General features: G+C 68.0%; 9 protein-coding genes. 3 read left to right on the forward strand and 6 right to left on the reverse strand.

Annotated features, from left to right (window positions below; genetic code table 11):
- Positions 1-910: 910 nt before the first annotated feature.
- Both dtd and AB0L91_RS16225 read right to left on the reverse strand, forming a co-directional pair.
- A complete protein-coding gene (gene dtd / locus AB0L91_RS16220; protein ID WP_365010628.1) occupies positions 911-1354 on the reverse strand; it encodes a D-aminoacyl-tRNA deacylase in 444 nt (147 codons plus the stop codon).
- 80 nt (positions 1355-1434) lie between these two features.
- Positions 1435-2934 carry a hypothetical protein gene (locus AB0L91_RS16225; RefSeq protein ID WP_355271310.1) on the reverse strand — a complete coding sequence of 500 codons (1500 nt, stop codon included), beginning with the start codon at positions 2932-2934 and terminating at the stop codon, positions 1435-1437.
- A gap of 256 nt (positions 2935-3190) precedes the next feature.
- Here AB0L91_RS16225 and AB0L91_RS16230 point away from each other — a divergent pair, with 256 nt between their 5' ends.
- From AB0L91_RS16230 to AB0L91_RS16240, 3 genes are all read left to right on the forward strand, one after another.
- A complete protein-coding gene (locus tag AB0L91_RS16230) occupies positions 3191-5182 on the forward strand; it encodes a hypothetical protein (protein WP_365010632.1) in 1992 nt (663 codons plus the stop codon).
- The gene (locus tag AB0L91_RS16235) at positions 5179-5970 is read left to right on the forward strand and encodes an ESX secretion-associated protein EspG (protein ID WP_365010634.1); all 792 of its coding nucleotides are present in this window, start codon (positions 5179-5181) and stop codon (positions 5968-5970) included. Before AB0L91_RS16230 ends, AB0L91_RS16235 begins: the two co-directional genes overlap by 4 nt.
- A gap of 114 nt (positions 5971-6084) precedes the next feature.
- Positions 6085-6402, forward strand: a complete 318-nt coding sequence (locus AB0L91_RS16240) for a hypothetical protein (protein WP_365010636.1) — start codon at positions 6085-6087, stop codon at positions 6400-6402.
- Between the two features lie 4 nt (positions 6403-6406).
- On the opposite strand, the gene AB0L91_RS16245 is transcribed toward AB0L91_RS16240, so the two are convergent.
- Genes AB0L91_RS16245 through AB0L91_RS16260 form a run of 4 tightly spaced genes read right to left on the reverse strand, consistent with a single transcriptional unit; the run spans position 6407 to position 8279 of the window.
- Positions 6407-6892: a DUF6301 family protein gene (locus tag AB0L91_RS16245; RefSeq protein ID WP_365010639.1), complete on the reverse strand. Its 486-nt coding sequence runs from the start codon at positions 6890-6892 to the stop codon at positions 6407-6409.
- Positions 6893-6907: 15 nt separating this feature from the next.
- Positions 6908-7360, reverse strand: coding sequence for a hypothetical protein (locus AB0L91_RS16250; protein WP_365010641.1), 453 nt, complete (start codon positions 7358-7360; stop codon positions 6908-6910).
- Entirely contained in the window at positions 7357-7854 is a 498-nt protein-coding gene (locus tag AB0L91_RS16255) for a DUF6301 family protein (protein ID WP_365010643.1), read from the reverse strand. The genes AB0L91_RS16250 and AB0L91_RS16255 overlap by 4 nt, the downstream gene beginning before the upstream one ends.
- Positions 7855-7895: 41 nt before the next feature.
- On the reverse strand, positions 7896-8279 hold the full coding sequence (locus AB0L91_RS16260) for a hypothetical protein (RefSeq protein WP_365010645.1): 384 nt from the start codon (positions 8277-8279) through the stop codon (positions 7896-7898).
- Positions 8280-8648 lie beyond the last annotated feature (369 nt).

Consider the following 8648-nt stretch of genomic DNA (forward strand, 5'->3'; position numbering starts at 1 on the left):
TACACCGCACCCCCACCCTCCGACCCCACCCTGTGGGAACCGAAACAACCGACTGACCCGCCCCCGCCACCCGACCCGGAGCCACCGATCGATCCGGGTGACCCTGGTGATCCTGGTGGCCCAGGCGATCCGGGCGACCCTGGTGATCCGGGCGACCCTGGCGATCCTGGCGATCCTGGTGACCCTGGTGATCCTGGTGGCCCAGGCGATCCGGGCGACTCGGGTGATCCTGGTGGCCCAGGCGATCCGGGTGACCCGGGTGATCCGGGTGATCCGGGCGACCCGGGTGATCCTGGTGATCCGGGCGACCCTGGCGATCCTGGTGACCCCGGTGACCCCGGTGACCCGGGTGATCCTGGTGACCCCGGTGATCCGGGCGACCCGGGTGATCCTGGTGACCCCGGTGATCCGGGTGACCCGGGTGATCCTGGTGACCCCGGTGATCCGGGTGACCCGGGTGATCCTGGTGACCCCGGTGATCCGGGTGACCCGGGCGATCCTGGCGATCCTGGCGATCCTGGTGACCCCGGTGATCCTGGTGATCCGGGCGACCCCGGTGATCCGGGTGACCCGGGTGATCCTGGTGATCCGGGCGATCCTGGTGACCCCGGTGACCCTGGTGACCCAGGCGATCCGGGTGACCCGGGTGATCCTGGTGACCCAGGCGATCCGGGCGACCCTGGTGATCCGGGCGACCCTGGTGATCCTGGTGATCCGGGCGACCCTGGTGATCCTGGTGATCCGGGCGATCCTGGTGATCCTGGCGACCCCGGCAGCCCTGGAGACCCGTGCGACCCCGATGACGCCAAGTGACCCCGGTGACCGTCCGGGCAGGCCGAACTCGGCCGGTCGCGAGGTGTCCGGTATTCAGACAACCTGGGTGAACCAGGTGCCGGACACCCTGCGGCGGTCAGCCTTCGAGGAGGACGGTGACGGGGCCGTCGTTGGTGAGCTGGACTTCCATGTGGGCGCCGAAGTGGCCGGTGGCTACGGTGGCGCCGAGGGCGCGGAGGGCGTCGGCGAAGGTGTCGACGAGAGGTTCGGCGATCGGGCCGGGGGCCGCGGCGTTCCAGGACGGGCGGCGCCCCTTGGCCGTGTTGGCGTAGAGGGTGAACTGGCTGACGACCAGGACGGGGGCGTTGAGGTCGGCGGCCGAGCGTTCGCCGTCGAGGATGCGCAGTCGCCAGGTCTTGTCGGCGAGGGCCCGCGCGGTCGCTTCGGTGTCGGTGTGCGTGGCGCCGACCAGGGCGAGCAGGCCGTGGGGGACACCCGCGCCGATAGGGTCGATCCGGCCGACGACGGCACCGTCGACACTCACCTGGGCGCTGGTCACCCGCTGCAGCAGTACTCGCACAGCACCCGATCATGCCGGGTGTCCGACGTCGGCGCCGGACCGGCCCACACGCGGCGGACGCGGACAGCGCCCGCGACGGGTCAGGGTTTGCCGAAGAACAGGATGTCCGGCCCGTACTCGGTGAGCGGGCGCTGTTCGGCGGCCTGGCGGATGCCGCTGCCGGGGAGCTCGGTGACCTTGGCGAACATCGGCGCGTTGCCGAAGGCCGCGCGGACCTGCGTCTCGGAGGCGTAGTCGGCGCCGTAGTCGGCCAGGGTCGCGAAATCCAGGGGCGCCAGGGGTGCGTCGAGCGGCGCCTGTCCGGCCGGCCTGCCGAGCGCGGCGTACTGGGTGGCGACGCCGTTGTCGTAGAGGCACAGCTCGTAGGAGATCTTCTCGATGGTGGCGACGGTGAGGACCGGCCACTTCTCCGAGAGCCGAACGGCGAGCGGATGCTTGCCGAGCGCGCCGATCTCCCAGTTCAGGCTCTTCACCGAAATCCAGCTGCCGGAGGACTTCTCGACCAGCACCACATCGGCGGACAGCTCGACCGCCGGGTTCGTGACGGGTTCCTTCACTCCCCAGTGCTTTTCGTGCACGCCGGCGAACCGGCCCGCGTCGACCGGCTCGACCCCGTCACGCGCGAAGGCCGCGACGATCGCCGCCCGCACCTGCTCGAGCGCGTCCGGCGCCGAGCAGCGCACCGCGAGCGCGCCGTAGGTCGCCGAGATCTCCACCGGCCGCGACGGCGGTTCCGGCATCGCGCCCGCCGCCAGCGGCTTGAGCCCGACCAGCGCCAGCCGCCAGTTGATCTCGTCGATGGTGGCCAGGTCGCCACCCGACTGATAGAGGATCTGCTGCTGGGTGAGCCGCCCCGCCCGTTCCAGCGTCGGCGCGCCCAGCTTGATCAGCGCCTGCGTGGTCTTGAGGGTGAGATCGAGTTCCTCGACCCGGGTCTCGCGCAACCGCGCGGTACTCGCGGTCGAGGTGACCTCGGAGTACAGCGTGCGATAGCTCGCGATGGCCTGCTTGCGCGACCGGCCGACCATCATCGTGCGCAGCAGCGTGCTCAGGCTGGCCAGATATTTGCCCGGCTGCTCGGAGGTGCGCGCGTACATCGCGGCCCGGATCCGCACCGCGTCCTCGGTCGCCGCGACCGCCGCGTCGTGATCGAGCCGCATCAGCCACACGCCGCACTTGGACAGCCCGTCGGCGCACATCGGCTGCACATCCGGATAGTCCTGGGCGACCTGCCGGTACGCCTGACACGCGCTGCGAATGGTGTTGGTGGCCAGCTGCCGATGCCCGACCAGCCGGGTCGCCTGTTCGAACAGCCGCAGCGAATCCTGCAGCGCGCCGGCGTACTCGTAGCTGACATACCCGCCGACCAGCCAGTGCAGGCGGATGGCGACCGCTTCCTGCGCCGGTTCCAGCGCCTCGGCGGTGCGGTCGCGGCCGGACGGGTCGTCGCGGGTGGTGAGCAGGCCCTGGGCCAGCTCCGCGAGGGATCCGGCCAGGCGCAGGTAGTCGGCGGGGGCCTGGCTCCTGGTGGCAGTGCGGTCGGCCGCGACGCGCCGTTCGAGGCCGCTCAGGTCGGTCATGAGCAGTTCCATCGCGACGTCAATCCTGGCCTCATCCATCGTTCGAGCACGGCCGTTGGGCGGCCGTTCAGTGTGTCGTTCGAGTTTGGCACAGATCGGCGGTGGTTGCCGGTCCGTCCGGCGAACCAGGATGTTCATCCACGAGCGAGCCGGTGTTTCCCTGTGGCTGTGCATATTTCGCATTGCTTACTAGAATGCATGCGATCGAGCCGACTGCGCGAGGGTCGTCGGTGGGGCGCTGCGAGGAGCGGTTGGCGTGGGAGATTCTCCCTACGAGGGGTTGGCAAGCAAGGCCAAGATCAAGGTGGAGACGGGCGCCGCGCTCGAAGCCGCCAAGGCGTGTAGCTCGGCGATCGAGGTGTTCAAGGGCTGTCAGAACCTGATTCGCGACCACGATCTCAACAACTACGACGAGTCGAAGCTCGGCGGAAGCCAGGTCGACGCGGGTCCGCCGCTGCGAACCAAGTTCATCACCGAGGCCACCCAGGCCAAGGACCTCATCGGGCGCTACATCGATTCGCTCGAAGACCTGGTCACCATGTTCAAGGCGGCGGGCGAGTCCTACACCGAGACCGACAAGGGCTCGGGCGACAATATCGCCGCGCTCAAGGGGCAGCTCAAGGATGTGAAGTCCGCGCCCGGCGCGAAGGATCTCAAGGGCGAGGTCACCAAGGCCGGTGGCTACACGCCCGCGCACTGGGAAGTCGACGTCAAGATTCGCCAGGGCACCGGCATGGAAATCAAGAACGAGAAGCACAACTACGACATCGAGACCGCGAACGTGCCCAAGCACGCGGGCACCGCGACCGCGGAATCGGTGGGGGTGCGGATTCCGGTGCGGGCGGCGGACAACATGTCCTGGCGGGACATGTACGACCTGGGTCAGCGGATCGGCTGGATGGAAGTCGCCAACGACGCCCCGATCTGGGAGGCGATGGCCAGCGCGGTGCACGGCGCCGCCTACGACCTCGACCAGAAGCTCGCCGGGATCACCGCCGACCGGTGGCAGAGCCAGGGCGGCGACACCGCGCGGGCGGCGATCGCCACCTTCGGCCAGTCCGCGATGGTGGCCAGCGACTCCTTCAAGATGATGCAGCAGAACCTCGAGTACACGGCGAACTGGCTGTACGCGACCAAGGTGTGTATGCCGATCGAGACCGAGGACAAGTGCGACGACGATCTGCAGGAGAACCGCGATCGGTACGAGCGCCACTATGTCAACGGGGTGATGAATACCGAGAAGCTGTTCCCGGCGGCGGCGGAGCCCGCAGCCCCCAAGGGGCCGGTGACCACGCCGAACAATAACAACAATAACAACAACAATAATAACAATAACAACAACAATAACAACGGCGGCGGTAACAACAACGCTGGAAACAACGGCGGCGGAAGCAACAATTCCGGTGGCGGAAGCAACAATTCCGGTGGCGGCTCCCAGCAGACGGCTGCCAGCCAGGCCGCCCAGCAGGCGGCGCTGCAGGCGGCCCAGCAGGCGCAGTCCGCGCTGCAGCAGAACGGGACCAAGGGCTCGCAGACCGCCAACGGGCAGACCTGCTCGACCGGTCAGAACGGCTCGACCGGCTCGGTCGCCGGGTCGGGCGGTTCGACCGGCTCCAGCAGCGGTTCGGGCTCGGGCGATATGTCGAGCATCCTGTCCTCGGTGATGTCGGCGGTCACCTCCGCCGTCAGTTCCCTCACCCAGGCGCTGCCCTCGCTGGCCACCGCGCTGCAACAGATCTCGACGGACACGACCGGCTCGACCACCGCGTCGGGCCTGCCCGACTTCACCCAGCTCGGCAACCTGCTCGGCCAGTTCCCGGATCTGAAGGAGATGCTCGCGCAGTCGCCCGAGCTCACCGGACTGATCGCGGGCAACCCCATGCTGACGCCGCTGGCCGAATTGCTCGGCGTCGACACCGCGACCACGAACCCCGACGGTGCCGGTGTCCCCGGGGAGACGACCGAAAGCGCCTCGGCGTCGCGCGCCTCGCTGCCCGACTTCTCCAACCTGCTGTCCGGTCTGGACGATTTCGTCGCGCCCCTCACCGGTCTGGTCGCGGAGTCGCTGTCGACCGAGGCACCCGCGCAGGTCGAGGCGGCCGAGGGCGCCGAGGCGTCCGCCCCGGTGCTCGAGATCCCCGACCAGGCCTTCTCGATGCCCGATCAGGAGTTCCACGCGCCGATAGCACCACTCGACGCCACTGATCCCGGAACGATCACGCGCGCGCGGCCGGAGGTCGGCGCGTGAGCCAGCGTTGGGAACTCACCGACATCGAATTCCGGGTGCTGTGGCAGCGCTTCGTCGGTACCGATCTGCCACGTCCGCTGACCTTCCAGGCCACGACCCGGCTGCACGAGGACTACGAGGCCGAGAAGTACCAGGTCTGGCAGCGCCTGCAGCACACCGCCGACCCGGCGCTGCGCACCGTCTTCGATGTGCTCGAACGGCCGGAAGCGTATGTGCGCCTGCGTGGCTGGAAGGACGACGCGCGCGGCGACGCCGAGTACTGGCTCAAGGCACGGGCCGCCCGCGCCGGCGCCAACGGCTATCTGGTCTACCAGCTGCCCGGTGAAACCCCCACCCACAGTGGCGGTTACGTCGTCGTCGACATCGGGCCGTACGGGCTCGCCGACGCGATCGTCGACCTCATGCCCGCCGCCGGCACGGGTCGCGGGGGCATCATCCCACTGGTCACCGGTGCCGACCAGGACGACCATCAGCGGCCGTCCTCGATGTTCTTCGAGGAGGCCGACACCTCGATCGTCGATCGCAGTGCCGAATTCCTGAATCGGCCCGCCGAGCGCACCGGCACGATCAACATCCTGCAGAACCAGTCGATGTTCGGATCCCGCGGCATGCATCGCGACATCCTGGTCTGGCGCGACCTGCCCGACGACGGTCGCTACGTCATCGGCCTGCCGAACGAGAACCCGGTCGCCACACCGATGTCCAGGGCGGATCTGGTCGACGCGGTCAACACCTCGATCGAGCGGATGATGTCGCGGGTGGAGTCCCACTGGGAGGCGAACGCCTAGGTACCGGCCGTTCACGGCGGTGTCATACCGGGTTCGCTCCGCCATGCCAAGCTGTTGCGCAGGCGAAGGACTTGTGGTGTGCTCGGTGCTACCACTCGTGGAGGGATGAGGGCGATGACGTTCGAATACGACGCCGACGACTTCCGAACCGCGGCAGGCAAGTCGCGCAATGTCGGAACCCAACTCACCAACATCATCAACACCCTGAACGGCTCGCTCAACGGGCGCGGAAACGTCTGGGGCAACGACAAACTCGGCCAGAGCTTCAACGACGGCCCCGGCGGCAACGACGGTTACGACTCCTCCTGGACCAACACCAGCGACAACGTCAAGACCATGGCCAAGTCCATGGGCGACTTCGCCGACGGCCAGACGGAGAGCGCCGACTACATCGACAAGATGGAACAGGGCAACCGGAAGGGTTTGACGTAGGCGCTCACAGCAGCCCCTGCTCTTCGAGCTCGATGTTGCGGTCGTCGGCGGCAAGTCGCGGATTGGTGATCAGGTACAGCCACACCGAAGCGGCGGAGCGTTCGAGCAGAAGCGTGGCCTTGGGCCCGGGCCACCGGAGTTGCGGGGGCGGACCGGCGACGCGCGCGGACGGCTCGCCGAGCTCGGCGGTGATCGCCGCGGCGATACCTTCGAACGCCGCGGAGACCTCGACATTCTGATCCGCGTCGGCGAAGTCGGTGAGCTGCAGTTCGATCCCAGTGACCTGGCCGTTCTTGGCATGGATCGTGCCGCTGCCCTCGCCGAAGCCGACGTCGAGCATGATCCAGCGCGGACGGCTGGAGATAGTCTGCCAACCGAATCGTTCGACAATCGTGGACGCGTCGTCGAGAGCCCACGACCAATCCAGGCTGTGCAGTCCGCCCGCGAGTTCGGCTGCCTCGTCGATCGGAAGGGTCCGCCACGTGCTCACTCGTCGGCCTGACCGCTACTGCATCGGCTGACGGCTCAGTCCGAGGGTGGGCAGGTCGAGGTTCGGATGACCGGCGCGGTCCGTCCAGGCGTCGTAGACGAGTTCGGCGGGGGTGGTGATGCCGTACCCGTCGCGGAGTCCGGTGACGGCGAGGTCGGCGGCGCGGTGGCAGTCCGCGGCCGTGATCGGTGCGTCGAAGTCTTCCCACCACAGATGGGCGTTGTCCACGTCGGGCTGGTTCCAGCCGGCATCGGTGATCGCCCGGTACCCGGCAGGGTCGGGTCGCCGGTTCTCGTCGAGGAACCGATCACCGATCAGCTGAGCGGACAGCACGTCTTCGTCGCGGGCGAACTGAACGAAGCGGCGGGTGCGGGCCGGTTCGGGTTCGAAGACGATCACCCGTCCGCCGAGCGGAAGGTTCTCGAGCTCGGACGCCAGGTGCTCGGCGAACGTGGTCCAGTCGGTCACAGCTGCCCCTGCCGGGAGAGCTCGACGCCTTCGTCGAAGAGTTCCAGCCATTCGTTGGAGGCCAGGGTGAGGGTGATCGAGCGGGGGAGTGCCGCGAGGATCAGGGTCGAGGCGGAGCCGGTCCAGCGCAGCTGGGGATTGTCGTCGGCGATCCGGGCGCTGGGGGCGCCCAAGGTCGCCTCCAGTTGTGCGCCCATCGCGGTGTAGGCCTGCTGGACGAGGGTGTGGGTTTCGGTGCTGTCGGGGCCGATGGTGCTGGCGCTGACCTCGATCTGTTCGACGTCACCGTCGTCGGCGAAGACCTTTCCGCTGGCCAGGCCCATTCCGGTGTCGAGCATGGCCCAGTCGTCGTCCTCGGAGGTGGAGACCACGCGCCAGCCGAATTGTTCGGCGATCTCGGGTATGTCGGCGAGCTGCCAGGACCAGTCGAGTGCGCGCAGTCGACTGCCCAGCTCGGCGACCTCGTCGGGGGTCCGGGTGCGGAAGTCGGTCAACGGTTTCTCCTCTTGGCTCGAGACAGGCAAGGACGGCACGGTCAGAAGTACGACAGGAACGCGGCGTCGAAATCGGGGTCGCGCGTGTCGAAGTTCTGCGGGGTGTAGTCGAGTGCGCGGACGTGGTCGACGAACCCCGGTGGGAGGACGAGAGGCTGGTCGGCCAGGTACTTCAGTGAGTCCTCGCGCCAGATCCAGACGCCGTCCGAGTAGAGCGAAGGGCCGCCCTCGATGTCGTCGCCGGGCGTGAACAGGTCGGGCGCCTCGCCCATGACGTCGAAGATGGCGCGGGCCTTGCGCATGTAGTCCAGGATTCGCTCGCGGTCGGCCTCGACGGTGCCGGTGGGCGCGTCGTGGACCGAGGGCAGCTCGTCGTGCGCGCCCTCGTACATCTCGCGGTACATGGCCACGGGCTTCAATTCCATTGCGTGCGTCCTGCTCTCGGTGTTCTGGAGTTTGTGCCCGGCTCTCGTGCTCGTCGGTCCGTGCTCATCGGTCGAGCCCGAGCCGCCGACTCGATCCTTCGCGTGCACCGCCGGGTCGTCAAGTTCATCGGTATCGACAGGTGGATGACGGCGCCGAGGGTGTGCTCCGGCCTTCTCGCGTTCATTTTGTCGTCACCGGTGATTCGCCGGTGCCTGCGACTCTGTTGCGCAGGCGAACGAGTTGTGGTGTGCTCGATCCGGCACCACTGCGGAGGGATGAGGGGCGATGGCGACGTTCACGGACTCGAGCTGGTGACGTAGCCCTCCATGATCGATCTGCCGTCCGGGCTGCACTGGCTCTCGATTCTC

The sequence above is a fragment of the Nocardia sp. NPDC051833 genome (genome assembly GCF_040681225.1).
Classification (GTDB): domain Bacteria; phylum Actinomycetota; class Actinomycetes; order Mycobacteriales; family Mycobacteriaceae; genus Nocardia.